Below are 25,699 nucleotides of genomic sequence, written 5' to 3' on the forward strand. Positions count from 1 at the left end.
GCGATGAAGGATTCCGCGGTTGCAAGCCCAGGCCTCGCGTCAGTGAGTGCGCCGGACGTCGACAGATCGAGAGTCGCGATCAAGCCGATCATTCAGGTCGTCGCCGGCAATGCGCTGGAAATCTACGACTTCATGATTTACGGCTATTACGCGAGATACATCGCGCAGACGTACTTTCCGAGCGACAACGAATACATCTCGCTGATGATGTCGCTCATGACCTTCGCGTTCGGGTTTCTCGCGCGGCCCGTGGGCGCTATCGTGCTCGGCGCTTATACGGACCGTCATGGGCGCCGCAAGGGTCTGATTCTCGCGTTGTCGTTGATGTCGCTCGGCATCATCTCCGTGGCATGCACGCCTTCCTACGCGAGTATCGGTATCGCGGCGCCGATCATCGTCTTACTTGGACGGCTGATGCAAGGGTTCTCCGCAGGCGCCGAACTCGGCGGCGTAGTGGTCTATCTCGCGGAGATCGCGCCGGCCAGACGCCGCGCGTTTTATACGTGCTGGCAAGCCGGCAGCCAGCAAATCTCCGTGATGGTGGCGTCGCTCGTCGGACTCGTTCTGCTTTACTGGCTGACGCAAGACGAACTGCACGCATGGGGATGGCGCGTGCCGCTTCTGCTCGGCTGCATGGTCATTCCCGTCATGTTCTGGCTGCGGTCGAGTCTTCAGGAAACGTCGGTGTTCGCGGCCAGAAAGCGCGCGCCGAAGATGTCCGAGATCTGCACGAGCCTGGTCTCGGACTGGCGCACCATCGTGCTGTGCATGGGCATGGTGTCGATGGCGACTGTGACTTCGCAGACCATCACCACTTACGCGCCGACCTTCATCAAGAGCCTGAATCTGGGCGCATCCGCGGGCTTCATCATTCTCTTCTTCGGCGGTTTGTCGGTGCTCGTCTGGCTGCCGATCATGGCGCTCGTGGCCGATCGCTTCAACCGTCGCACGGTGCTGATCGTCGTCACGTTGCTGGCCGCCGTCACCGCGTATCCGCTGATGTCATGGCTCGCCACGCATGCAACCGTGCTGAGGTTCGCGGTGGTCGAACTGTGGTTCTCGTTCATCTATGCAGCCTACAGCGCCGTTCAGGTCGCGGCCATGGTCGAACTCGTGCCGCCCAATGCGCGCACATCCGGCTATGCGTTCGCGCAGGCTATCGCAGCGGCCGTGCTGGGCGGCTTCACGCCCGCCATCCTCACATGGCTCACGCACACGTTTCATAGCAGCGCGATGGTCGGCGTGTGGCTCGCGATCAACGCGGCGATCAGCCTCGCGGCGGCGCTTTGCCTGAATCACGAGAAGACGGGAGCGCGGCAAAAGGTCGAGTTACACTGAACCTCCGACCTTGCTGGAGTAGCGACCCGCCATGCACATCGAGCCATTCAAGATTGCCGTTCCGGACGAAGCGATCGACGACCTGCGCCGCCGGCTACGCGATACCCGCTGGCCACCCATGACGCCATCCGAGTCTTGGAAACAAGGTATCGATATCGCGTGGCTGCGCGAACTCGTGCAGTACTGGACCGATACGTTCGACTGGCGCGCCGCCGAACGCGAGCTCAACCGGCAACCGCAATTCATTGCGGATGTGAACGGCCAGCGCGTGCACTTCGTGCATCGGCGGGGCGTGGGTCCAAAGCCGTATCCGGTCATCATCACGCACGGCTGGCCGGGATCGTTCTTCGAGTTTCATGCGCTGACGGAGATGCTGTGCGATCCCGCATCGTTCGGAGCGGACCCGGCCGATTCCTTCGATGTCATCCTGCCGTCGCTGCCGGGCTTCGCGTTTTCCGCCGCGCCCGCGCAGCCCGGCACGTCCGCGTTTCAAGTCGCCGATATCTGGGCCGCGCTGATGCAAGGTCTAGGCTACGAGCGCTTCGGTGCGCAAGGCGGCGACCTGGGTTCGGCGGTGTCGGTTGCGCTGGCGTTACGGCATCGACGGCATGTCGATGGTATTCATCTCAACTTTCTGCCGGGCTCTTACGAACCATCCGTGGATTCCGCAAACGCGCCGATGAATAATGCCGAACAAGACTTCGTGCGCGCGCGAAGCGAGTGGGTCGCACTAGAAGGCGCCTACGCGCACATGCACAGCACGAAGCCGCAGACGCTTGCTGCATCGCTCAACGATTCCCCCGTGGGACTCGCCGCGTGGATCTGCGAGAAATTCCGCGCATGGAGCGATTGCGACGGCGATGTGGAGCGCAGTTTCTCGAAGGACGAGTTGCTGACGAATCTCTCGCTCTACTGGCACACGCAGAGCATTGGCACGGCGGTGCAGATGTACTACGAAAACCGCCTGCAACCCATGCGTTTCGCTGCGGGTCAGCGCGTGTTGCCGCCAGTGGGTTACGCGCGCTTTCCCAAAGAATTGAGCCGGCCGCCGCGCGAATGGCTCGAACGTGTCTTCGATGTCGCGCAATGGACCGAGATGCCGCGCGGCGGCCACTTCGCCGCGATGGAAGAGCCCGAACTTCTTGCCGTCGAAATGCGCACGTTCTTCAGGCGCTTTCGTTAGTCATGCCGCGGCGGGCGCCGCTTCGCACAAGGTCAGCGTGAACGCCGCGATCTTGCAGACCGACGCGGTCAAGCCAAGATCGGTCACGACGCAACATTCAGCGTGATCGACCCGAGCGCGGCACCGAGTGAGAAGCCGAGACACATGAACCATGCATTGAGCGATAACGCGACAGGCGTACCGCGCAACCCCGCAACGTGCCGAGCGCGAGCCAGCAGAGTGGCGTCAGAGACACCGGCGGGGAAGTAGCGTTCATGGCGGCGTCCGGCTTACGCGGCCCGTGCTTCGGCGCGATGGAACGGATAGTCGGTATAGCCAGCTTCGGTTCCGCCAAAGAACGTGGGACGGTCATACGCATTGAGCGGCCACCGATTACGAAGGCGTTCGGGCAAATCCGGATTGGCGATGAAGTCGCGTCCGAACGCCACTAGATCGGCATCGCCTGCTTGCAGGATGGCTTCGGCCGTTGGCCCCTTGAAGCCGCCCGCCGCGATGATGACGCCCTCGTAATGCTTGCGGATCAGTTGCGCGGCCACGGGTGCGGGGTCTTTGCTGTCGTCATCGACATTGCCGAGCACGCGCGGTTCGATCAAGTGCAGATACGCCAGATCGAGCTTCGACAATTCACGCGCCACGAAGGAGAAGAGCGCTTCGGGATTGCTGTCCGACATATCGCCCCACGTGCCGCTCGGCCCGAGGCGCACCGCGACGCGCTGGCTGCCCACACGGAGATGACGGCGCGCGTGACCTCCAGCAGAAAGCGCGCGCGGTTTTCGAACGAGCCGCCGTAGATGTCGGTGCGCATGTTGCTGCCGTCTTGAAGGAACTGATCGAAGAGATAGCCGTTCGCGGCGTGCAGTTCGACACCATCGAAACCGGCTTTCTTGCCACGCTCCGCTGCCGTGCGGAAGCGCTCGACGAGTTGCGCGATTTCCGGAATGGTGAGCGCGCGGGCCGGGGTGTTGGGAATCCAGCCAGCTTCCGTATAAGCGACGCCGCCATGCAATACCGCCGACGGAGCCACCGGCGCGCCGCCATCCGGCTGCAACTGGCTATTGGACTGGCGGCCCGCGTGATAAAGCTGAAGGAAGATGCGGCCGCCTCTTTCATGCACGGCTTCCGTGACTTGCTTCCAGCCTTCGATCTGGCTGTCGTCGTAAAGGCCGGGCGCGCCGAGGTAGCCGTTGCCGTTCGGCGCGGCAATGGTCGCTTCGCTGATCAGGAAGCCGCCTTTCGACGTGCGTTGCGCATAGTACTCGGCCATCAACGGGCCGGGGATGGCGCCTTCCTCGGCACGCATGCGCGTGAGCGGCGCCAGCACGACGCGATGCGAAAACTCGTAGGGACCGACTCTGACGGCTGAATGAAGTTTGGACATGTTCTCTCTCCGGAATGCGGATGACCGTCGAATTCCTCGACGGCAGGAGTTAAGGGTTGAAGAGAGTGTATGAACCGGACGACAGAAGAAAAATGGGCTAAGGTTCCGAATATATCGGACAAGAACTTCCTTAATCGGCGGATCGCGTCGCGCGAGTCGGCCAGTTCTTCGGGATACTCATGGACAGCCTAGGCGGCATTTCGATGTTCGTGCAAGTCGCTGAAACGCGCAGCTTCACGGAGACGGGACGGCAATTGGGCGTGTCGTCGTCGGCGGTGGGCAAGGGCATTGCACGCATGGAAGAGCGTCTCGGCGTGCGGCTTTTTCATCGCAGCACGCGCAGCATTACGCTGACCGCCGAGGGCGCGCTCTTTCTCGAACGTTGCAGGCGCATCCTCGGCGAAGTCGAAGCCGCCGAAGCCGAACTGTCCAATGCAGCGGGCAGCCCGCGCGGGCGTTTGCGAATCAGCACGCCGCAATTGTCCGCGCTCATCATGCCCGCGCTGGACGGGTTCATGGCGAAGTATCCGGATATCGAAATCGATGTCGATTTGTCAGACCGTATGGTCGATATCATCGAGGAAGGTTTCGACACCGTGATCCGCACGGGCGCGCAGCACGATTCGCGGCTCGTTTCGCGGCGTCTTGGTTCATGCGGGCAAGTGGTCGTCGCGTCACCCGGATATCTGAAGCAGCATGGCGTGCCGCGTCATCCGGCGGAACTCGTGAATCACGCATGCCTGCTGCATAAGTTTCCCGCCACCGGCAAGCTCGAACGCTGGCCGTTTCAGCTCGGCACGGCGGAAGCGGAGGCCGAGTTGCCGCAGACGTTCGTGAGCAACACCATTGAAGTGCTGGCGTTCCTGGCGCTGCAAGATAAAGGACTTATCTTCGTGCCGACCTTTCTCGTGCGCGATGCGCTTGCGAGCGGCGCGCTGCAGATCGTGCTGGACGATTACATCGATCAGACGGTGACATTCTGGATTCTCTGGCCGGCGACGCGTTATGCATCGCCGAAGCTGCGCGTGTTCATCGACTACATCAGCGAGCATTTGCGGATTGCTTAGTCTCTATCGCGAATGACATCCGCTTTCGAGCGTGTTCGATATCTCGTAAGCGCCACGTGAATCATGCGGATCGTATACGCTAGCTGTCATCGAACGTCTACGTCGAGGATAAGCGCATGATCAACCGCATCGAGACCGACTTGCTTGATATCGCTTATGAAGAGTCCGGGCCGACAGACGGCTGGCCCGTTGTGTTGCTGCATGGTTTTCCCTACGACATTCATTCATTCGATGAAGCCGCACCGCTTCTCGTGGCACAAGGCGCACGCGTCATCGTTCCTTATCTGCGTGGTTACGGTCCAACGCGCTTCCTTTCCGCCGATACCCCGCGTTCCGGTCAGCAAGCGGCGTTGGGCGCTGACCTGCTCGCATTGCTCGATGCGCTCGACATCGAGCGCGCAATGCTCGGCGGCTACGACTGGGGCGGACGCGCCGCGTGCATCGTCGCGGCGCTGCATCCCGAACGCGTCAGGGCGCTCGTCACGCTCAACGGCTACAACATTCAGGACATCGCGGCATCGGGCAAGCCGTCGTCGCCGGAAAACGAGCTTCGCTACTGGTATCAGTATTACTTTCATGGCGAGCGCGGCCGTGCCGGCCTGACCGCGCACCGCCGAGAACTCTGCCGCTTGCTGTGGACGTTATGGTCACCGAGCTGGCGCTTCGACGACGACACTTACGCCGCGACGGCCGCATCGTTCGACAACGAAGACTTCATCGATGTCGTGATCCATTCGTATCGGCATCGCTATGGGCTCGTGAATGGCGATCCGCGTTACGACGCGCTCGAACAGCAACTCGCGAAGGCGCCGCCGATCTCCGTTCCCACGATCTCGTTCGACGGCGCGGACGACGGTGTCATGTCCACCGGCGGCACCGCGCATCACTCTGTGCATTTCAGCGGACCTTTTGAATATCGCGTCGTCGAAGGCGCGGGACACAACCTGCCGCAAGAAAAACCCGAGGCATTCGCCGATGCCTTACTAACGCTGCACGCGCGAACCTAAACCCCTCGCCGTCGCCTCCGTTCAATCCGGTCCGCGCTCAATGCACGGACCGCGCCTCCGCACGCCCGTCCCTTTTTATCTTCGAGATCTTTACTAAGGGTAATCCCTCATTTGCCGAATATTTTTGTACCCGGCATCGTAAACGTATGTTGTCAACGATGTACATTTAAGTGCCCGGTGAAAGCGAAGCAACGCTTCGAACCGAAAACGCAGCGCTCAAAGGAGAAAAGCAGATGGCCAAGGAAATACTCGTAGCATTCGGCATCGACGTCGATGCGGTCGCCGGCTGGCTCGGCTCATACGGCGGCGAAGACTCGCCCGACGACATCTCGCGCGGCCTCTTTGCGGGCGAAGTCGGCTCCATGCGCCTTCTCAAGCTCTTCGAGCGCGAGAAGATCAAGACCACATGGTTCATTCCCGGCCATTCGATCGAGACCTTTCCCACGCAGATGCAGGCGGTTGCGGACGCGGGCCACGAGATCGGCATCCACGGCTATAGCCACGAAAACCCCATCGCGATGACGCCGGAGCAGGAAGAAGCCGTGCTGGATCGCAGCATCGACCTGGTGACGAAACTCGCGGGCAAGCGGCCGACGGGCTACGTCGCGCCGTGGTGGGAGTTCAGTAACGTGACGAACGAGTTACTGGTGAAGAAGGGCATCAAGTACGACCACAGCCTGATGCACAACGACTACTACCCGTACTACGTGCGCGTCGGCGACAGCTGGACGAAGATCGACTACAGCAAGCATCCGGATACGTGGATGAAGCCGCTTTCGCGCGGACAGGAAACAGATCTCGTGGAGATTCCCGCGAACTGGTATCTCGACGATCTCCCGCCGATGATGTTCATCAAGAAGGCGCCCAACAGTCACGGCTTCGTCAATCCGCGCGATATCGAGGAGATGTGGCGCGATCAATTCGACTGGGTGTACCGCGAGCACGACTACGCGGTGTTTCCCATCACCATCCATCCCGATGTATCCGGCCGCGCGCAAGTATTGCTCATGCTCGAACGTCTGATCGCGCATTTCCGCAAGCACGAAGGCGTGCGCTTTTGCACCTGCGATGAAATCGCCGACGACTTCCTGCGCCGCCAGCCACGCAAGTCCTGACCCTACCGATACGAGCCCATCCCATGACTCCTTCCGAGCTCAGCAAGAGCGCGCCGGCGAAAGCGAACCCGCTGTCGGCATCAAGTTTCAAACTCGAACAGATAACGCCCGGCGACGTAAAACGCGCAACCGTGGTCGCTTTTTTCGCGTGGGTGTTTGCCGTGTACGACTTCATTCTGTTCGGCACGCTCTTGCCCGAGATCGGCAAGCACTACAACTGGGACGCCGCCTCGCAAGCCGAAATCGCCACGCTGGTGGCAATCGGCACGGCGGTGATCGCCTTCGCCATCGGGCCATTACTGGATCGTCTCGGCCGCAAGGCAGGGCTCTTGTGGACGGTGGCGGGCGCGGCGTTGTGCTCGGGACTGACGGTCGTGGGCGGCGCAATGGGTCAGTGGCCGCTCGTGTTCATCCGCGCACTCTCGGGTCTCGGTTATGCCGAGGAAACCGTCAACGCGACTTACCTCAACGAACTGTATTCGGCGGCCAACGATCCGAAGCTCAATCGCAACAAGGGCTTCATTTATAGCCTCGTGCAAGGCGGCTGGCCTATTGGCGCGCTGATCGCATCCGGTCTCACGGCGCTCTTGTTGCCGCGGATCGGTTGGCAAGGGTGCTTCATCTTCGCGACGTTCCCGGCCATCGTCATCTTCTTCATGACGCGGCGTCTGAAGGAAAGCCCGCAATTCCTGCTGCACAAGCGCATCAAACAGTTGCGCGAAGCCGGTCACGACGGCGAGGCGCGCAGTCTCGCGGGCACGCATTCGGTGGACTACGAAGAGCACAGCCGCGCAGGTCTTTCCGAAGCGTTTCGCGGCAGCGCATTGCGTGCGACGCTCGTGCTCGGCGGCGGCATTTTGCTGAACTGGTCCGCGATTCAGGTGTTCAGCGTGCTCGGCACGACGGTGCTCACTCGCGTTCATAACGTGTCGTTCGAAAGCTCGCTGCTGATTCTCGTGTTGTCGAACGTGATCGGCTATTGCGGTTATCTGAGTCACGGATGGATCGGCGACAAGATCGGCCGGCGCAACACGCTCGCCATCGGCTGGATGCTCGGTGGTCTGTCGTTCGCGGGCATGCTTTATGGTCCGAGCAGCCAGGGCGTGGTCGTCGCGCTCTATAGCCTCGGTCTCTTCTTCCTGATCGGACCGTATTCGGCGGCGCTGTTCTTCATCGGCGAAAGTTATCCGACGGCCATTCGCGGCACGGGCAGCTCGATCGTCCATGCAATGGGTCCCATCGGCGCGATCCTCGCGGGCGTCGGCGTCACCTCGATGCTCAATCACGGTAGCGACTGGCTGCACGCGGCGCTCTGGTTCGGCGCATTGCCGTGTTTCCTTTCCGGCGTGCTGATTCTGTTCGCGCGTCATGTCGATCCCACCGAAATCAAGTAACTCCACTGGAGGTCTTTCGTGAAAGCAGCATTGGTAACGGGCGCGGCGAGCGGCATTGGGCAAGCGCTGGCCGTGGCATACGCGCAGATCGGCGTGGCCGTGGTCGGCGGATACTTTCCTGGAGACCCGCATGACCCGCAAGTCACGGCAGCCGAAGTCGAGAAGGCGGGCGGTCAGTGCGTGATGCACGCGGTGGACGTGACTTCCGCCGAGGAAGTCGAAGCCTTCGCGAACGAAGCGATTACGCGCTTCGGACGCATCGACTATGCGGTGGCGAATGCGGGCTTGCTGCGCGCATCGCCGCTCACGGAGATGAGCGACGAACAATGGCATCAGATGCTCGATGTCGATCTGTCCGGTGTCATGCGCACCTTCCGTGCGGCAGCGCGGCATATGACCGATGGCGGCGCGATGGTCGCGATATCGTCCATAGCGGGTGGTGTCTATGGATGGGAGAACCACACGCATTATTCCGCCGCGAAGTCGGGCGTGCCGGGACTGTGCCGCGCAGTGGCGATGGAACTCGCGCCGCGCAACATCCGTTGTAATGCGGTCATTCCGGGCCTGATCGAAACGCCCCAATCGCTCGATGCAGTCAATTCGCTCGGCCCCGATGGCTTGCGCGAAGCCGCGAAGGGCATTCCGCTCGGACGCGTCGGCAGGCCGCAAGAAATCGCCGCGCTGATTCGCTATCTGACGAGCGACGACGCCTCCTACATCACCGGCCAGTCGATCATCGCGGATGGCGGACTCACCGTGCGCTGGCCCGGCTGATTCTCACGCACAGGAACAACAGCACATGGCATCCTTTTCACTCGAAGGCCGTCGCGCGGTCGTGACCGGTGCGGCAAGCGGTATCGGCGCGGCAATTGCGCTCGCTTATGCGGAAGCGGGCGCGCGTCTCGTGCTCGCGGATCTCAACGAAGCGCGTCTGGCCACACAAGCGGACGCATGCCGCGCGCTCGGCGTCACAGTGCAAACCGTGATCGCCGATGTCGGCGAAGAGGCGGGCGCGCACGGTATCGTGGATCGTTGTATCGAGGCTTATGGCGGCATCGACATTCTCGTGAACAATGCGGGCATGCTCACGCAGGCACGCTGCACGGACCTCACCACGTCGATGTGGGACGACATGATGCGCGTGGACTTACGCAGCGTGTTTCTCTGCTCGCGTCGCGCATTGCCTTCGATGACCGCGCAGCGCTGGGGACGCATCATCAACGTGGCGTCGCAGCTCGGCATCAAGGGCGGCGCGGAACTCACACATTACGCGGCGGCCAAGGCGGGCGTGATCGGCTTCACCAAATCGCTCGCGCTGGAAGCCGCGCCCGACAACGTGCTCGTCAACGCCATTGCGCCGGGACCGATAGAGACACCGCTCGTCGATGGAATCAGCGCATCATGGAAGGAGATGAAGGCGAAAGAACTGCCGCTGCGCCGCTTCGGCCGCGCGGAAGAAGTTGCGCCCACGGCGGTCTTGCTCGCCTCCGATCCGGGCGGCAACCTGTTCGTCGGGCAGACGCTCGGACCGAATTCCGGCGACGTCATGCCTTAAGAGGGAGGTTTCATGTGCGGCATGTGCGGATTACTTGGCGGCGGGCGGCACTGGTCGAATACGGTTTCGGCGGGCGCGGGCGTGAATGCGCGCGCGCAGCGCTATGCGCAGGTCGCGCATGCGAACCGCGTGCTCGAAACGTTTCGTCTGCGTCTTGCCGACTTTCACGGCCAATCGTTCGTACTCTCTTCGCCGACCGGCGCGCAATTGATGATCGAAGACTTCATGCAGATATGGAAGGCCGCGGAAAGCATGCTCGGGCGTCCGCTCGATCCGCTGACACTTTTCGCCGATGACGAGACCGCGCCATGAGCCTTGCCTACGATGTGATTCCGGTGATCGTCGTGACGGGCTTTCTCGGCAGCGGTAAATCGACTTTGCTTGCAGATGTCCTCAAGGGCGATGCCGCGCGCGATACGGCCGTGCTCGTCAACGAATTCGGCGAAGTCGGGCTGGACCATTTGTTGATCGGCAAGGTGGAAATGGAGACCGTGCTGCTCGACAACGGTTGCGTCTGCTGCGCCATTCGCGGCGAGTTGAAGGACGCGCTTGCGCACCTGTTCTCACGACGCGCACGCGGTGAAGTGCCGCCGTTCTCGCGTGTGGTGCTGGAAACGACGGGGCTTGCCACACCCGCGCCGATCATGGCGACCTTGCTCGGCGATCGCGTGGTATCGAGTCATTATTCGATCGCGTCGGTCGTCACCGTGGTCGATGCCGTCAACGCGCGTCAGCAACGCGAGCGGCATTCCGAATGGCTCGCGCAAGTGGCGGCTGCGGACCGTCTACTCATCAGCAAGACGGACCTCGTGGATGAAGCTCACGTCGCGGCACTCGAAGCCGAACTCGAACGCGTGAATCCGGCCGCGAGCATGGCGCGCCGTACCGTTCACGACGATGCATCCGCGGTGCTCGGCCTTGCAGCGCATGTGCCGGATTTCGCGGACTTCGTGCGTCGCACGGGCATGACATCGAACGCACGACGTGACGATGGCGAGCGTCCATTGGCGCGTCTTTCGCAACACCGGGAGAACCTCTCGACGCTGACTTCCTTCTCTATCGATTTCGACGAGGCACCCGACTGGCCCGTGTTCACGTTATGGTTCACCATGCTGCTCAACCGTCACGGTGATAACATCCTGCGCGTCAAGGGACTGCTCGCCATTCGCGGCGAGTCCCAACCGGTCGTGCTGCATGCCGTGCATCATCTCGTGCATCCCGTATTGCATCTCGACGCTTGGCCCGGCGGCGCGCCGCTTTCGCGACTCGTATTCATTGCGGAAGGACTGGATCGCGACGCAGTGGCTGCTTCCTACCGGCGCTTTTGCCGGCACCTCGAGACAGAAGCCATAGATTGAATCCCGTCCGCTCGAATCTCTCCGGTCCACAAGCGCCCGCCGTGCATCCGTCGAAGGTCGAGCTGCGCGTGCTCGGCACATCCGTCACGCTACAGGAACATCTGCGCAAGCGCGCGGAGCAGGACCTTGGTATCAAACTGCGCTTCATCGTCGATGACGGTTCGAGTGTGCAGCGCGAAGGCGTGATGCACCCGGACCGCTACGAACTCTACGATCAATGGTTTCATAGCATCGAATGCCTGTGGCCCGCGCATGCGTTGCAGCCTATCGATGTCGCGCGCATTCGTCGTTGGGACGAGGTCAACACACTTGCGCGCACCGGACATACCGGACGCAATTTGAGCAATGGCGTGGGCTGCGTGCCCGCCGACCGCCTCTTCGTGCAGACGGACGGATCGCTTGCGCGCAAGCCGAGCAAACGCATCAGCATGCTGCCGCTCACGCACAATGCGGACAGCTTCGTCTACCTCGAAGATGCCATGCCGCCTTCGCTCCTTGCAGGCGAGGAAAGCTGGGCATGGCTGCTTGCGCCGGAACTTGCGGGACGCGTCGCGCTACAGGCGGATGCGGCCATCGGCGCGATCGATGCCGCGCTGGCGGTGCAAGCCTGCGGGCTGATGCGCTTCGAGGATATCGGCAACCTGAGTATCGAAGAGATCGATGCGTTGATCGCCACGCTCATCGACTTCAAACGGCGCGGTCATTTCGCGGGCTTCTGGTCGAGCTTCGCCGAAGCCGCGCAATTGATGATCGCGGGCAAGGTCGTGATTCAAAGCATCTGGTCGCCGGCGACGGTCGAACTGGAACGCGCCGGTTTGCGCTTTCGGCTCGCGCGGCCGCGTGAGGGGTATCGTGCTTGGTTCGGCGGTATCGGTATATCGCGGCTCGCGCATGGACGCATGCTCGATGCCTCCTACGAATATCTCAACTGGTGGCTCGAAGGATGGGCAGGCGCGACCATGGCGCGTCAGGGCTTTTATATCTCGAACCCGGAGCGTTCGCGCGAGCACATGAGCGACGCGGAATGGGCGTACTGGTACGATGGCAGGGAAGCGCCCAAGGACCTTCCCGGCCCGACGCGCAAGCATCTCGTGCCTGCCGGACAGATGCGCGACGGCGGCAATTACGTCTCGCGCATGAGCCGGGTCGCCGTGTGGGACTCGGTGATGGACGAGCATAACTATCTCGTACGCCGCTGGACCGAATTCATGCGGTCCTGACAGCGAAGTTCGTTCAACGATGACAAGACGCGCAAGCGCTTCCCGAACCACCGCTCCTCTCGCAGACGCAGAGGACACGGCAGACGCATCGATGGCATCGGTCGACTCTATCGAACCGGACAGCCGTCTGCGCTACCGGTTGATTCACGATCATCTCAAGACCGCGATTGCACTCGGCAATATCGCGCCGGGTCTCGTGCTGCTCGAAGGTCCCGTCGCGCGTATCTTCGGCACGAGCCGCGTGCCGGTGAGAAAGGCCTTTGAGATGCTACATGCGGGCGGCCTATTGCATACCTTCGACGGACGCGGTTATCTCGTGGCGCATCCCGATGGCGGCGTGCCGGAGCCGCTACGTGCGCCGCTTTCCGAAGATGCGCTCGGCTTCGACCGCCCGCCCGAGCCGCTCGACATTCCCTCGAATAGCGAGCGCATTTACGACGCGCTCGAAGGCGTGATTTCGCTTGGCATCGTGTTCGGACATTTTCGGATCGACGAAAGCGACGCGGCCGAAGCGTTCGGCGTGAGTCGCGGCACGGTGCGTGAGGCGCTCAACCGTTTGCGCGATCGCGGGTTAGTGGAGAAGTCGGCGTATTCGCATTGGCTATGTGGACCGCTTACCGCGCGTGCCGTGGCGGAAGACTACGAGTTGCGCGTGTTGCTCGAACCTGCTGCGCTGCTGGCAAGCGCGCCTTCGTTGTCCCGCGCGCAACTGGAAGCGGCGCTGGTTGAGATCGAGCGTGCGATTGCACTGCCCGATTCCGTCGATGCCGCAGCGCTCTATCGCATCGAAACCACGCTGCACGACAGCTTGCTGAGTTTTTCGCGCAACCGCAAATTACGCGCGGCCATCGGTCATGCGCACATGCCGCTCATCGTCAATCATGCCTTTTACGATGCCTTCAATCTGCATCCGGAAGCGGGTATGTTGAGCGAGCATCGCGAGGTCGTTCGTCTTCTTCTGAAGGGCAATGCGCAGGCTGCCGCCGATGCGCTCACGCAACATCTTCGCGCCGGACAGAAGCGCACGCTGCAGCGCTTGAAAGTGCTGGCGGTCTTGCCCGATCCCGACTTGCCGGCGTATATGCAACGCATCGCCTGATAGTCACGTGACAAGCGCGCCGCTGTGCGATGATGCGACGTATAGCCCGAAGGAGCCCGAGCGTGCGTCGAATGCCTCTTGGCGGTTGCATCGTTGCTGGCGTTCTTGCGAGCGTGGCCATGCCTCGGGTCGCGTTTGCGCAGTCGGTCGCGGATCAGGTCGCGGGCGTCCGGCTCGGCTCGGGCTATGCGCAACTGCTGAATCTCGCCGCCACGCCGGATATCAATTCCGCTCACTTCGACCTCTCCAATGCGGGCATCAAGCCCACCATCGACATCTTTCGCGTGCCGTATGAGTCGAAGCTCGCGACGATCACACCCGGAAGCGATATCTTCTGGCGTGTTTCCGCGGGCTATCTTTCCAATCGCGCGACCTTGCCAGTGGATTCGCCATCGCCCGGAGCGGGCAGTATCGGAAGCAAATGGTCCGCTTTCAGCCTGGGCGGCGGCGTAGTGTTGCGCCAGAAGCTCGGCTATGGCTTCACACTCACGCCCGCCATCGATGCCGGACTCGCGCGCCTCATCAACGGCGCCAGCTACGAAGGCTCCGCGAAGCCGCTGAGTTCACTCACCGATGGTGTGCTCTTCAACTGGCATACGAATGCATGGCTCGTCACGCCGAACGCCGGCATCGAATGGATGCGTGAGCAGGCCGAGCAAAGCCTCAGCGTCAAGGCACATATTGCATGGTCGTGGATCTCGACCTTCGATGAATCGCCGGGACTCGAGGGCTTTCGGGAAACCGCCGGTGTGTACTCGCTGCGTGTGGAATATGCGCGGCCGACATCGCTCAGCGTGTTCGAGCGCAAGCTCGACTGGTTCGTGCGCAGCGGCTACGGCGGCTTCTTCGGCGCGAACCGAAGTGCGCTCGGCTTTTCCACTGTTGCCGAAGTCGGCCTCGGCTTGCTGACTCCGTTGAGCGCCAAAACTCAGGGTGGAACCAGCGTGAAACTAGGCGTGAGCTATTTGTTCGGACCAAACATCCGGGGTTGGTCGGCAAGCCTGGGCCTGCAGTACTGAACAAAAAAAAGCGCACGGCGCAATGCCGTGCGCTCCGGCAGCAAAGGGCGGGGGTTGGAGGAGTCCACCCATCGATGCCTGCAAAGCGGACGAGAAACAACCTCTATCCGCAACCGTTGACGGCTCCATGACGAGAGCCATCACTCGCCACACTACAGCACGGCATTCGCCGCATAAATCGCTCTGTCTGAACACACATGACACGGCGCGCGAACAATCCCGCAGAGCCTTGTCCGGCCGAAGCTTGCGCACGTTCCGTTTTTCATATTCCGGTTGCGACTATTGAAAACGCTTGACCAATAAGATTGTATACGTAATCTAAACGCCTTTAGACGATGGTTGACATCCAAACGAGCCGGACGGGACACGTCTTCCCGAGCGGCGCTCGGCGGACGATCCCAATTCTCTTGAGGTGAACGCAGGTGGATACGAAAGCAAAACTCGATGACGAGGCAGAGGCGCGGCAAGGCCATCGTCCGCCAGCCCGGCGCCGCACCGCCACGTGGATCGCCATTGCGGCCATGCTGGCCATAGGCGGCGGATGGTTCTACAACAACCATCGCAATGCCGGAAGCACCGCAAGTGTGCAAGCCGCACCGCCTCGTCATGACGTGACCGTGAGCAAGCCAGTGGTGCGCGACCTCGATACGCGCTTAGGGTTTCTCGGTCAGTTCTCGGCTGTGGATCAGGTCGAGCTTCGCGCGCAAGTGGGCGGAACGCTCACGGGCATCCACTTCAAGGATGGCGATGTCGTCCGCAAAGGCGATCTGCTCTTCACTATCGATTCCGTGCCGTACGAGATTCGGCTCTCTCAGGCAAAGGCGCAGCAGCAGACCGCGCAAGCGCGTCTCGTGCTTGCGAAGCAGGAACTGGAGCGCGCGCAGGAGTTGCAGCGAGGCGATGCCGGCACGCGGCAAAGCGTCGAACAACGCACTTCCGAACTGCATGGCGCAGAGGCCGCGTTGGACGATGCCGCCGCGCAGATTCGCGACGCGCGCTTCGATCTCGATCACTGCAAGATCTTCGCGCCGTTCACCGGACGCATTGGCAGGCATCTGGTGTCGGCGGGCAATCTGATCGCGGGCAGCCGCGCGGCGACGAGCCCCACCACGCTGCTCGCCACGCTCGTTTCGCTCGACCCCATCTATCTCGACTTCGACATGAGCGAGTCTGACTTTCAGTCGTTCTCGCGCTATCGCGCGGATACGAAAGGGCCGCTTGCGAACAGGGTCGAGCTGGCCTCCGGCGAGGGCACGGACGCGGACTATTCGCGTCAGGGCACGCTCGACTTCCTCGATAACGTGATCGACCGCGCGAGCGGCACCATCCATGCACGCGCCACCGTGCCGAACGCCGACTTGCGGCTCACGCCCGGCGAGTTCTCGCGCGTGCGGCTTGCCGTGGCGCATCCCGCGGCGACCTTGCTGGTGCCGGATGCATCCGTGTTGCCGGATCAATCCGAGCATGTCGTGATGACCGTTGCAAACGACGGCACCGTCACGCCCAAGCGCGTGGAGATCGGCGAGATGCGCGGCGGCTTGCGCGTGGTCCGTGCGGGATTGACACGCGATGACCGTGTGATCGTGGATGGTCTGCCATTCGCCGCGCCCGGCTCGAAGGTGACTACGCGCGACGGTGCGGTCCGCTACGAAGCAAACGACGCGCAGACGACGCGGACCACGCAGACAGCGCAATCGAAATAGCGGAACGACACACTCATGCGTATTGCTCACTTCTTTATCGACCGTCCACGATTCGCGACGGTCGTCAGTGCCTTCCTGACGTTGATCGGACTCGGCGCCATGTACGTGCTGCCGGTTGCGCAGTATCCCGAGATCGTGCCGCCGACCGTGCAGGTGACGACATCGTATCCGGGTGCGTCGGCGGAGACGATCGCGCGTACGGTAGCGACGCCGCTCGAACAGCAGATCAACGGCGTCGAAAACATGCTCTACATGGGCAGCCAGTCGACCGGTGACGGCAGGCTCACCGTAACGGTCACGTTTCGCATCGGCACCGATCTGAACGTTGCGCAGATGCTCACGCAGAACCGCGTGCAGGATGCCTTGCCGCGCTTGCCTGAAGACGTGCAAAGACTCGGCGTGCAAGTGCGCAAGTCCACGCCGAGCATTCTGCTCGCGGTGCATCTCTATTCGCCCGACAAGCTGCGCGACACGTTGTATCTCTCGAATTACGCGACGCTGCATGTGAAGGACGCGCTCGCACGTATTCAGGGCGTGGGCGATGTGCAGTTCCAGGGCGCACGCGAATACGCGATGCGCATCTGGATCGACCCCGATCGTGTCGCGGCGAGCAACCTCACCGCAAGCGAAGTGCTGACGGCACTGCGTGCGCAGAACCTGCAGGTCTCCGCGGGCGTGCTGAACCAGCCGCCATCGGGCAACAGCGAGGCGTATCAAATCAACGTCGAGGCACTCGGGCGTCTCGCCACGCCGGAGCAGTTCGGCGATATCGTCGTGAAGTCGGACGGACAGGGGCGCATCACGCGTATTCGCGATATCGGCCGCGTGGAAGTGGGCGCGGCGGACTACGGTTCGACCGCCTTCATGGATCGCAGCGATGCGTCGACCTTGCTCATCTATGCCGAACCCGGCGCGAACTCGCTCGCGGTCGAGAAGGCCGTGCTCGGCGAGATGCGTGAACTCAAGCGCGACTTTCCGGCGGGTCTCGACTACAAGATCATCTATGACCCGACGATCTTCATCGGCAAGTCCGTCGATGAAGTCGTGACGACCATCTTCGTTGCGATCCTGCTCGTGGTGGCCGTGGTCTTCGTGTTCCTGCAGAACTGGCGCGCGACGATCATTCCCGTGGTGGCCATTCCCGTGTCGTTGCTCGGCTCTTTCATCGTGCTCGCTGCGTTCGGGATATCGCTGAATAACCTCTCGCTGTTCGGGCTCGTGCTTGCGGTGGGGATCGTGGTGGACGATGCCATCGTTGTCGTCGAGAACGTCGAGCGGAACATGCGCGCGGGCATGTTGCCTGTGGAAGCCGCGCATCGCACGATGGACGAAGTGGGCGGTGCGCTGCTTTCGATTGCGCTCACGTTGTGCGCGGTGTTCGTGCCATCGGCGTTTCTGAGCGGCATCTCGGGACTTTTCTTCCGGCAGTTCGCAGTGACCATCGCGGCGTCGACGGTGATCTCGTGTTTCGTTTCACTCACGCTGAGTCCGGCACTGTGCGCCGTGCTTTTCAAGCCGCATAGCGAACACGATGCCGAGCGTTCGAACTGGGCTTCGCGCATCATGCACGGCGGCTTTGCGCGCTTCAATCGCGGCTTCGAGCGCCTTTCGTTCGGGTACGGTAACGTCACGCGAAGGCTCGTGCGCGGGTTGACCGTGGTGCTTGCAGTGTATGTCGCGCTCATCGGATTGACCGCGCTGCAATTCGCGCGCACGCCGACGGGCTTCATCCCCGAGCAAGATCAAGGTTACCTGATTACCGTCGTGCAATTGCCGCCAGGTTCGTCGCTGCAACGCACGGAGAAGGTCGTGCGTCAGGCCATCGATATCATCTTGTCGACACATGGTATCGAGCACGTAGCGCCCTTCGTCGGGCTCGATGCAACCACGCTCACGGTGGCATCGAATTCTGGCACGGTGTTTTCAGGCTTGCCTTCGCTCTATAGCCACTCGCTGCCGGGCGTGACGGCCAACACCGTACTCGCCGATATGCGCAAGCGCCTCTCGGTCATCAAGGACGCATACGTGTTGACCATTCCGCCGCCGCCGGTGCAAGGAATCGGCAATGCAGGCGGCTTCAAGATGATGCTCGAAGATCGTGCGGGCCTTGGACCGGAAGCGCTCGTGAAGGCCGCGAACGCACTCGTCGCGGCGGCCAATCGTGATCCGAATCTCGCGGGCGTGTTCACGCTCTTCAATGCGGGCTCGCCATCGGTGTTCGCCAACATCGACCGGGTCAAGGCGCAAAAGGTCGGCTTGACGCCCACGGATGTGTTCTCCACCTTGCAGGTCTATCTCGGCTCGCAATACGTGAACGACTTCAACTATCTGGGCCGCACGTATGAAGTGATCGTGCAGGCGGACGGGCGTTTCCGGCGGACAGGTGAGGACATTACGCGGCTGAAGGCGCGCAATCAGGCCGGCGATATGGTGCCGATAGGAACCGTCGCGCATCTGGAAGACCGCACGATTCCGTATCGCGTGCCGCGCTATAACCTCTATCCGGCAGCGGAAGTGCAGGGCGTTGCAGCGCCGGGCGTGGCGACGGGCACCGCGCTGCATCGCATGGAAGAGCTTGCGCATCAGGTGCTGCCGCAGGGCATCGGCTTCGAATGGACCGAGCTTGCATATCAACAGCAACAACGCGGCACGCCCACGCTCGTCGTGTTCGGCGCGGCGGCGCTCTTCGTGTTCCTCGTGCTCGTGGCGCAATACGAGAGCTGGAAGTTGCCGCTTGCCATCGTGCTGATCGTGCCGATGTGTATTCTCGCGTCAGTCACCGGGCTTTCGTTGCGTGGCATGCCGATAGATATCCTCGCGCAGATCGGCTTCGTCGTGCTTGTCGGGTTGGCGGCGAAAAACGCGATTCTGATCGTCGAGTTCGCGAAGCAGAAGGAAGACGAGGGCGTGTCCGCCGTCACCGCTGCGGTGCATGCGGCGCGTACCCGTTTGCGGCCCATTCTCATGACCTCTTTCGCGTTCATTCTCGGCGTCGCGCCGTTGGCCGTGGCAACCGGCGCGGGCGCGGAGATGCGGCAGTCGCTCGGCACCGCCGTGTTGTTCGGCATGCTGGGCGTGACAGGCTTCGGTCTGCTCTTCACGCCAGCCTTCTATGTATTCATTCGCCGGTTCGGCAAGGGGCGTGCATGATGAAGCCATCGCTCACATGGATTGCGTCATCGACGTTATTCGCGGCGCTTGCCGGTTGCGCGGTCGGCCCCGACTACGTCACGCCTCAAACGGCCCTGCAACCGCTGCAGCACGTGCCCGCACAAACCGGCAAGACCGCTCCACCGCTCGATACCTGGTGGACCGGCTTCGACGATCCCATGCTCGTCACCGTGGTCGAGCGCGCGTTGTCGCAGAACCTCGATCTCGCGGCGTCGTTCGCACGGGTACAGCAGGCGCGGGCGGCGGCGGCATCGGCGGGCGCGCAGTTGTTGCCGACGGTGGACCTCGATGCATCGGCGAGCGCGCAGCATCAAAGCCTCGTCAGCCCGCTCGGCTCGCTTGCGCGCACTTTCCCCGGCTATAGCCGCGATCAGCGCGAATACACGGTAGGCGCGGCGGCAAGCTGGGAAATCGATCTGGCAGGCGGTCTGCGTCGCGATGCGGCCGCCGCCACGCGCGAGGAAGAAGCCGCGCAGGCCGAGCAGGCCGGCACACGCGTGACAGTCGCCGCCGATGCCGCCGATGCCTATCTGCAAGTGCGCGGCTTTCAGGCACGTCTTGCGGTGGCGCAGGACCAGATATCGACGGATGCGAGACTGCTCGACATCGTGCGTCTGCGTGTGGCCGCGGGCGCCGCCGACGAACGCGAAGTCGCGCAAGCCGATGCACTGCTCAAACAAGCGCGCACCGTGGTTCCGACGCTGCGTGTGCAACTCAACGCGCAGTTGAATCGACTCGACGTGCTGATGGGCGTGCAGCCCGGCACGTATGCGAGCGAACTGGCGACAGCGGCGGATATCCCCGGCATTCCATCCATCGCTGCGTCGCCCGATACCACCGCGCTGTTGCGTCAACGTCCCGATGTGATCGCGGCGGAGCGGCGCCTCGCGGCATCGAATGAACGTATTGGCGCTGCGATTGCCGACTATTATCCGAAGCTTTCGCTGACTGGTCTGCTCGGCTTCGATAGCGGCGGCTCGCATGAGCTGTTCACGGCGCGCGCGTTTCAACCGGCGATTACGGCGGGACTGCGCTGGCGTCTCTTCGACTTCGGCAAGGTGGATGCGGAAGTCGCGGCGGCGCGTGGCGCGAATGCGGAGGCGCTTGCGGTTTATCGGCAGAGCGTGTTGCGTGCGGCGGAAGATGTCGAGAACGCGTTCGTCGCATTGAGCGAAACGCAGAACCGGGGTATTGAACTCGATGCCGAGGTGGCCGCGCTCACGCGCGCACGCGACTTGTCGCAGCGCGCTTATAAGGCCGGTGCGATCACGCTCACGGACGTGCTGGATGCAGACCGTCAGTTGCTCGTGGCACGCGACGATCTCGATGCCACGCGCGCCGATGCAGCGCGTGCGGCGGTCGGCGCATTCCGCGCGCTTGGCGGCGGCTGGCGCACGCAACCCGCCGCTACCGCAGACGATGCCTCACTGAGCGAGCGCCTTTCTGGCCTCGCGAAGGATGGTGTCAGATAGCGCTGGCTCGTTGACCATGCGCGCCAGCGTCAGCGCGCCGATCATGGTGGAGAGCATGACGAGCGCCTGCTTCCTCGCGGCGGCGGGCGGCTCGTCGAGATTACCGGCGAACAGTTCGACCAGGCGCTCGATGCCCGCGGTCGCGGCGGTGCGCACTTCGTCGCTGGAACGCGCGAGTTCGCTCGACAGCGCGACGAACGGACAACCCGCGCCCGCGTTGTCGCGATGCTCCGGCGAAAGGTAATCCGCAACGGCGGCGTTGATGCCGCTCTTGCGCGTAAGCGCCGACGACATGGTCTCGCGCAACGTGTCGCTCGCCAGTTCGAGCGACTCCAGCACCACTTGTTCTTTCGATCCGAAATGCTTATAGAAGCCGCCGTGCGAGAGGCCGGCTTGCGCCATGAGATCGGCGAGCGCGGTGCCATCTATACCGTTCTCACGAAAGCGCGTGGACGCCGACTCCACTATGCGTTCGCGCGTTTCGGCTGCTTCCTGTCGGGACTTGCGCATGACGTGTCTATCTCTCTTCCAAATGGATGTAATTTAACATCCAAAAGCGTGCGTGACCAATCGCATCTTCAACGCTTTTTCAAAGGCGCGCCCACGCTGCCGATGTCGTTCAACGCTTCGAGAAAGGCCGCGACCTTCGGCAATTTTTCGCGGCCATGCGCGTAAGCTGCGAAGACTTCGAGCGGCACGAAGGAAAGTTCAGGCGCGGCATCGACGACACTGCCATCGGCCAACGCAGACCCTATCGCATACATGGGCAGGACCGCGACGCCCAGCCCCGCGCGGCAAAAGTCCGCAAGCGCGAACAGATCGCTCACGACCATCTTCGGCGTGAAGCTGATCTCGGTTCGTTTGCCCCGCCAGATGACATTCCAGCTCGTACGCGGCGCGTAGGTCTGCAGCGCGAGGCATTCGTGCGCGACGATTTGCGCAGGCTCGGTGATCGGCCCATGCATGGCCACGTACGCCGACGACGCGCACAAGCAAAGATCCGCCGAGGCAATGTGCCGCTCGCTGATTCCCGATTGCGATGTCGATGCAAGGCGCACGGCGACATCGAAATTGCCTTCGAGCAGGTCGGCATAGCGATCCGAGAGATCGACCTCGAAACGCAGCCGCGTATGACGGTTTGCAAGCCGCGTAACACATGGAATGACGCAGGCGCGGCCGAATGCGGTCGGCATCGTGATGCGCAACAGGCCTTCGGGTTCGGCCGCGCCGCGTTGCGCTTGCGCTTCGGCGTGTCGAAGACGCAAGAGGATGTCGCGTAATTCGCTCGCGTAGGACTTGCCGGCATCGGTCAATGCGACGTGTCGTGTCGTGCGTTCGATGAGGCGCACGCCAACTCTGCTCTCCAGAAGCGAAATGCGCCGGCTGATGGTGGATTGCGTGACACCCAGTTCGCGCGCCGCAGCGCCGAACCCACCGTATTCGGCGACGAAGAGAAACGTTTCGGCTTCCAGCAAGCCTGTGCCATTCATGCGTTTCCTCGATTTCTCATATCCACGCTGGCGATGTTAATCGAGTTGGCGGATGGATGTACTCTGGTTTCGTTCGCTGCATCGTCGTCGCAACGCTCAAGCGCACGCACCGAAAAACCATCAAAGGAGTATCAGATGAATTCCAACGATCGAACCCGCATTCACTACGCAAGCGCAACCGAACTCGCGCGCCTCATTCGCACTCGCGAATTGTCGAGTGTCGAAGTGATCGAGGCTCATTTGCATCGCATCGAGGCCGTGAATCCCAAAGTGAATGCCGTGGTGACGCTAATGGGCGAACAGGCCCTCGAAGCCGCCAGGCAGGCGCAACGAGCCGTGATGAGCGGCGCCGCGCTCGGGCCGCTGCATGGCGTGCCTTTCTCCATCAAGGACGCACTCGATACCGCCGGCGTGCTCACGCAGCGCGGCTCGCGGCTCTTTGCCGGCAACGTACCCGCGCAGGACGCTACGTCGGTCGCGCGCTTCAAGGCTGCAGGCGGCATCCCGCTCATGAAAACCAACTTGCCCGAGTTCTCGGCGTGGACCGAGACCGATAACCTCGTTACCGGCCGAACCAATAATCCGTGGAATCTCGAACGCACGCCGGGTGGTTCGTCGGGCGGCGAGTCGGCGGCGATCGCGGCTGGCATGTCGCCAATCGGTATCGGCAGCGATGTTGCCATTTCGGTGCGCGGGCCGGCGGCGTTCACTGGCATCGCCGCACTCAAGGCCACGCATGGCCGCGTGCCTTATACGGGCCACTATCCGGGCGTGATCGCGCGCTGGTGGCATGTCGGGCCGATGGCTCGCACGGTCGGCGATGTCGCGCTCGGTTACTCGATTCTGAAAGGCCCCGATGGCTTCGATGGTTACGCCGTGCATGCCCGCAACGCCGACGCGGACCGTGCCGGGATTGCAGGTCAGCCCGTGCGGGTAGGATGGGTATCGGATGCCGCGTTCGGCCCGGTCGATCCCGAGATCACCGCCGCGGTCAAGGCTGCCGCCGCGCGTCTTGCCGATCTCGGCTGCGATGTCGAAGAGGTACGCCTGCCGTTTCTCGGCGAGCCGCTCAGTGCGCTGATGACGCTTGTCTTCGGCGAACTCGTGCCGTCCGTCAAGGCCATAGTGAAAGGCCGCGAGAACGACTTGCACGCGATAGGCAAGGGCATCGTCGAGACGCCGGACCCTGCGTTCGCCGACTTCATCGGCGCCGAAGCGAAAGCGGAAGCGCTCAGGTCTGCGTTCGCCGGATTCTTCGAGCAATACGATGTGCTGCTTTGCCCCGTGAATCCGATGACCGCAACGCCGCACGGCGCGCAGGAACTCGTGGTCAATGGCGTGACCGTGCCGTGGACGCATGTGATGAGCGCAACGTCGCCGTTTAATCTGACCGGCTTGCCGGCGCTTTCGGTGCCCTTCGGCTTCAGCTCGGAGAACTTGCCGATCGGCGTTCAGTTGGTCGCGAAGTGGCTCGATGAAGCCACGATCTTGCGGCTCGGCGCGCTCATCGAGCGCAAGGGCGGCCTCGGCGAGCGGCGGCCTGCTATCTGAGCGGTGCGCGGCATCGGCGAATGTGTGCGCTTGCGTACGCAGACGAATGCAAATCGCGAGGGTTCGTCGCCTATCGCCTAAGCTTTCAGAGCGCCGGGTTCGTCCCGGCTGCCTTGAGCTTGCATGACGAAAAGGGCGGGGGAGACGATGCCGGACAAACTGACAGTGATTCAGTCGCAGCAGATGAACGCGCACGGCGAGCCGGACGTGGGCACGTTCAACTGGCAGTTCCTGGCGCAAGGGGACTCGTGGTTCACGACCAATACGGTCGAGCATTGGAGTTCGTCGAATCTGCTAAAAAACCTGGAGTTCGCGCAGGCGGCGGTCGCCGTGAATTGCGCCGACCCCGGCGATACGCTCACTCACATGGTCGACCTTCGTCGAGACCCTTTGTTTTACTCGCTGCTGGCCGGTCCAAAGGAACAACCGTGGAGCGCGATTTTGCTTTCGGGCGGCGGCAACGACCTCATCGATGCCGTGCAGGTCGCGGCGATCGGCGACAACGGTGTGCCTGTCGCGCCGCACGAAAGACTGCTTCTCACGAGCGACGAATGGGGTGGGCCGCTCGCCGCCGCCGATAATCGCTACATCTCGGCGCAAGGTTGGGAGACCTTCAGGCTGCATCTGGAGCAGCAATTCAAGGCGCTGGACTTCATGCGATCGAAGAGCAAACACAACACGAATACGCCGATCTTCACGCACACCTATGACTACGCGACGCCTCGCGCGAGCGGCGCGGGTTTGGGAATTGGACCGTGGCTCTTGCCTGCGCTGACAGACTATAAAATCCCTGCGAACGACTGGAACGCCATTGCGGACGCGTTCATCGACAAACTTGCTTCGATCAGCATGAGCCTCACGTTGCAAAATTTTCATGTGATCGATACGCGAGGCATCCTCACGCGCGCCGATGCGCAAGCGTCGGGCATCAGCAATGATTGGGAAAACGAAATTCACGCGACCGAAGCCGGATACGGCAAGCTCGCGGTGCCTTTCGTCAGTCGCGTGAGCACGGTGCTGGGGTTGGCTGCGCCAGCGTCGCCGCTCGGTGTGATCGAGACGGCGCCAGCGCCCGTGGTGACACCGGCCGTTGCAGCGAAGCGTCGCGGGCGAGGCACCGGCGTCAGACCGGCGTAAAGGTACTGCGGTCTATTTTCGATGCGCGCGCTCGACGCGCGTCATCGAAGCGCGTTCGTCCGTCCGTTTGGGCGGGAGCGTGTGCGGTTCGCAGACGGTCGATATCGCGTTCTTGTAGATGGTCTGTATGCCGTTCGGCGATTGCACCGCGAGCACGTATTTATCGAACGATTCGATCAGTCCTGTCAGCTTGATCCCGCTCACGAGAAAGACCCATACGGTTTTTCGCTCGGCGATCAAGGTCTCGAGGAAAGTCGACTGAATGTCAGTATCGGCTTGAGTCATGGCGGCCGTCCCTTTCCGTGAGTACATCGCTCCCAGAATACGCGCCGCGCAAGCCCCGACGTGTGGGGTGGGCCACAGGCAAAACCGGTCTCTCTCGGAATCTCCGTGAAAATACGGTGTTTCGTGTTGATTATTTCCTAGTATGTTTAGGTGGACT

Annotated in this window: 21 protein-coding genes and 1 pseudogene; 18 read left to right on the forward strand and 4 right to left on the reverse strand. The window is 62.2% G+C overall.

Annotated elements, in window-relative coordinates:
* The first annotated feature begins 3 nt into the window (after positions 1-3).
* Together tcuC and NCT03_RS29625 are read left to right on the forward strand one after the other, a co-directional pair.
* Positions 4-1,338 (forward strand): tricarballylate/proton symporter TcuC, encoded by a 1,335-nt coding sequence (tcuC, locus tag NCT03_RS29620; RefSeq protein WP_250494951.1) that lies wholly within the window; start codon positions 4-6, stop codon positions 1,336-1,338.
* Positions 1,339-1,369: 31 nt separating this feature from the next.
* On the forward strand, positions 1,370-2,521 hold the full coding sequence (locus tag NCT03_RS29625) for an epoxide hydrolase family protein (RefSeq protein ID WP_250494952.1): 1,152 nt from the start codon (positions 1,370-1,372) through the stop codon (positions 2,519-2,521).
* Between the two features lie 269 nt (positions 2,522-2,790).
* Here the strand turns inward: NCT03_RS29625 and NCT03_RS29630 are convergent.
* Positions 2,791-3,899: pseudogene (locus NCT03_RS29630) on the reverse strand (alkene reductase).
* Between the two features lie 179 nt (positions 3,900-4,078).
* Here NCT03_RS29630 and NCT03_RS29635 point away from each other — a divergent pair.
* From NCT03_RS29635 to NCT03_RS29700, 14 genes are all read left to right on the forward strand, one after another.
* Positions 4,079-4,966: a LysR family transcriptional regulator gene (locus NCT03_RS29635; RefSeq protein WP_250494953.1), complete on the forward strand. Its 888-nt coding sequence runs from the start codon at positions 4,079-4,081 to the stop codon at positions 4,964-4,966.
* A 116-nt stretch (positions 4,967-5,082) separates the two neighbouring features.
* The gene (locus NCT03_RS29640) at positions 5,083-5,973 is read left to right on the forward strand and encodes an alpha/beta fold hydrolase (RefSeq protein ID WP_250494954.1); all 891 of its coding nucleotides are present in this window, start codon (positions 5,083-5,085) and stop codon (positions 5,971-5,973) included.
* Between the two features lie 233 nt (positions 5,974-6,206).
* Positions 6,207-7,088 (forward strand): polysaccharide deacetylase family protein, encoded by an 882-nt coding sequence (locus NCT03_RS29645; protein ID WP_250494955.1) that lies wholly within the window; start codon positions 6,207-6,209, stop codon positions 7,086-7,088.
* A gap of 23 nt (positions 7,089-7,111) precedes the next feature.
* Complete coding sequence (locus tag NCT03_RS29650; protein ID WP_244831740.1) at positions 7,112-8,482, forward strand: MFS transporter; 1,371 nt, start codon at positions 7,112-7,114, stop codon at positions 8,480-8,482.
* 18 nt (positions 8,483-8,500) lie between these two features.
* Complete coding sequence (locus tag NCT03_RS29655) at positions 8,501-9,256, forward strand: SDR family NAD(P)-dependent oxidoreductase (RefSeq protein WP_244831739.1); 756 nt, start codon at positions 8,501-8,503, stop codon at positions 9,254-9,256.
* Between the two features lie 25 nt (positions 9,257-9,281).
* Positions 9,282-10,037 (forward strand): SDR family NAD(P)-dependent oxidoreductase, encoded by a 756-nt coding sequence (locus NCT03_RS29660; RefSeq protein ID WP_250494956.1) that lies wholly within the window; start codon positions 9,282-9,284, stop codon positions 10,035-10,037.
* 12 nt (positions 10,038-10,049) lie between these two features.
* Positions 10,050-10,349: a hypothetical protein gene (locus NCT03_RS29665; RefSeq protein ID WP_244831737.1), complete on the forward strand. Its 300-nt coding sequence runs from the start codon at positions 10,050-10,052 to the stop codon at positions 10,347-10,349.
* Complete coding sequence (locus tag NCT03_RS29670) at positions 10,346-11,395, forward strand: CobW family GTP-binding protein (RefSeq protein ID WP_250494957.1); 1,050 nt, start codon at positions 10,346-10,348, stop codon at positions 11,393-11,395. The genes NCT03_RS29665 and NCT03_RS29670 overlap by 4 nt, the downstream gene beginning before the upstream one ends.
* 41 nt (positions 11,396-11,436) lie before the next feature.
* Complete coding sequence (locus NCT03_RS29675; RefSeq protein WP_404989379.1) at positions 11,437-12,615, forward strand: ABC transporter substrate-binding protein; 1,179 nt, start codon at positions 11,437-11,439, stop codon at positions 12,613-12,615.
* 91 nt (positions 12,616-12,706) lie between these two features.
* Positions 12,707-13,714, forward strand: coding sequence for a GntR family transcriptional regulator (locus NCT03_RS29680; RefSeq protein ID WP_250469667.1), 1,008 nt, complete (start codon positions 12,707-12,709; stop codon positions 13,712-13,714).
* A 71-nt stretch (positions 13,715-13,785) separates the two neighbouring features.
* Positions 13,786-14,733: a Solitary outer membrane autotransporter beta-barrel domain gene (locus NCT03_RS29685; protein WP_502799823.1), complete on the forward strand. Its 948-nt coding sequence runs from the start codon at positions 13,786-13,788 to the stop codon at positions 14,731-14,733.
* Positions 14,734-15,155: 422 nt separating this feature from the next.
* Complete coding sequence (locus tag NCT03_RS29690) at positions 15,156-16,436, forward strand: efflux RND transporter periplasmic adaptor subunit (RefSeq protein WP_250494959.1); 1,281 nt, start codon at positions 15,156-15,158, stop codon at positions 16,434-16,436.
* Positions 16,437-16,451: 15 nt separating this feature from the next.
* Positions 16,452-19,586: an efflux RND transporter permease subunit gene (locus NCT03_RS29695; protein WP_250494960.1), complete on the forward strand. Its 3,135-nt coding sequence runs from the start codon at positions 16,452-16,454 to the stop codon at positions 19,584-19,586.
* Positions 19,583-21,079, forward strand: a complete 1,497-nt coding sequence (locus tag NCT03_RS29700; protein WP_250494961.1) for an efflux transporter outer membrane subunit — start codon at positions 19,583-19,585, stop codon at positions 21,077-21,079. The genes NCT03_RS29695 and NCT03_RS29700 overlap by 4 nt, the downstream gene beginning before the upstream one ends.
* Here the strand turns inward: NCT03_RS29700 and NCT03_RS29705 are convergent.
* Positions 21,032-21,589 (reverse strand): TetR/AcrR family transcriptional regulator, encoded by a 558-nt coding sequence (locus tag NCT03_RS29705; RefSeq protein ID WP_250494962.1) that lies wholly within the window; start codon positions 21,587-21,589, stop codon positions 21,032-21,034. The two genes, NCT03_RS29700 and NCT03_RS29705, sit on opposite strands and share 48 nt — an antisense overlap.
* A 68-nt stretch (positions 21,590-21,657) precedes the next feature.
* The gene (locus NCT03_RS29710) at positions 21,658-22,569 is read right to left on the reverse strand and encodes a LysR family transcriptional regulator (protein WP_250494963.1); all 912 of its coding nucleotides are present in this window, start codon (positions 22,567-22,569) and stop codon (positions 21,658-21,660) included.
* A gap of 135 nt (positions 22,570-22,704) precedes the next feature.
* Between NCT03_RS29710 and NCT03_RS29715 the strand changes: the two genes are divergently transcribed.
* Both NCT03_RS29715 and NCT03_RS29720 read left to right on the forward strand, forming a co-directional pair.
* Positions 22,705-24,120: an amidase gene (locus NCT03_RS29715; protein WP_250494964.1), complete on the forward strand. Its 1,416-nt coding sequence runs from the start codon at positions 22,705-22,707 to the stop codon at positions 24,118-24,120.
* A gap of 123 nt (positions 24,121-24,243) precedes the next feature.
* Positions 24,244-25,257 carry a hypothetical protein gene (locus NCT03_RS29720; protein WP_244831727.1) on the forward strand — a complete coding sequence of 338 codons (1,014 nt, stop codon included), beginning with the start codon at positions 24,244-24,246 and terminating at the stop codon, positions 25,255-25,257.
* A gap of 12 nt (positions 25,258-25,269) precedes the next feature.
* Here NCT03_RS29720 and hfq read toward each other — a convergent pair whose 3' ends face one another.
* Positions 25,270-25,542, reverse strand: a complete 273-nt coding sequence (gene hfq / locus NCT03_RS29725) for an RNA chaperone Hfq (RefSeq protein ID WP_250469659.1) — start codon at positions 25,540-25,542, stop codon at positions 25,270-25,272.
* Positions 25,543-25,699 lie beyond the last annotated feature (157 nt).

It is taken from the genome of Caballeronia sp. GAWG1-1, assembly GCF_023631465.1.
GTDB lineage: Bacteria > Pseudomonadota > Gammaproteobacteria > Burkholderiales > Burkholderiaceae > Caballeronia.